The following is a 1,211-nucleotide window of genomic DNA, read 5'->3' as shown; positions in this document are numbered from 1 at the left end:
GCCGTTCGGTTGGCCGACTCGGTGGCTTGTCCTCGATGTGCGGCCCCGGTCGGGCGTCCTGGCTGCCGTGGGCGCGTGGCTTGATAGGAGCCTGCCTGCGGACGTGGTTCGCGCTGGATTGAGGCGTGCCCGCCTCACGGCTGCCAGGACGCCCGACTCAATACCGGACGTCAGGAGGCATCCCGCATGGTCATGATCGGCACCGATTCGCACAAGCGCACCCACACCGTGGTCGCGGTGGACGAGGTCGGGAAACGACTGGGCACCAAGACAGTTCGAACCAACAGCGACGGTCATCTGGCCTTGGTGGAGTGGGCCGCGCAGTACGCCGGTCGTGATGAGGCCGGCGTTAGGTTCGCGCTCGAGGATTGCCGGCACCTGACACGGCGGCTGGAGTCGGATCTGTTGGCCGCGGGTCAGCGCGTGATCCGGGTGCCGACTCGCCTGATGGCCGGAGCCCGAAAGGCGAGCCGGGAGCCGGGCAAGTCCGATCCGATCGACGCCGAAGCCGTTGCACTGGCCGCGCTGCGGTACCCGGACCTGCCGATGGCCGAGTTGGACGGCCCTGCCCGCGAGGTCAAGCTGCTCTCCGATCACCGCCGTGACCTGGTCGTTCAGCGCACCAGGATCGCCGCCCAGGTCCGCTGGCACCTGCACGAGCTCGATCCCGACCTCCAGGTCCCCAGCCGAGGCCTTCGACGCCAGCGGCTGGTCCGCGATCTGCTGGTCGAACTCGAGCGATTTGACGGCGTGGTGGCTCGGCTCGCCCAGCGGCTGCTGGAGCGCTGCCAGGAGCTCACCACCCAGATCAACGCACTCGAGAAGGAGCTGCGAGGCTTGGTCCAGACACTGGCGCCCTCGCTTCTGGAGGTGCCCGGATGCGGTGTCCTGTCCGCGGCTGTGATCCTCGGGGAGACCGCTGGCGTGCACCGATTCCGGAACAAGGATGCCTTCGCCCGGTTCACGGGAACCGCGCCGGTCCCGGTCTGGTCGGGATCCAGCAAGGGCAAGGTCCGGCTCAACCGCGGTGGGAACCGCTCGGTCAACTGCGCATTGCACATGATCGCGGTCACCCAGGCGCGCGGCATCGGCCCGGGCCGGGCCTACACGGACAAGCAGCTGGCTCGCGGCAAGGACCGCGTCGCCGCGCTTCGCCTGCTGCGCCGACGCCTGTCCGACGTGGTCTTCACCGCGCTACGTACGGACCAGCG

Annotated in this window: 1 protein-coding gene; it reads left to right on the top strand. The window is 69.0% G+C overall.

Annotated elements, in window-relative coordinates:
* Nucleotides 1-186: 186 nt before the first annotated feature.
* On the top strand, nucleotides 187-1,211 hold a 1,025-nt coding region (locus tag AB4880_RS26045; protein ID WP_367922144.1), incomplete at its 3' end, for an IS110 family RNA-guided transposase.

Source organism: Nocardioides ginsengisoli, assembly GCF_039537225.1.
GTDB lineage: Bacteria > Actinomycetota > Actinomycetes > Propionibacteriales > Nocardioidaceae > Nocardioides > Nocardioides ginsengisoli.
This window is presented reverse-complemented; position numbering and strand designations above follow the sequence as displayed.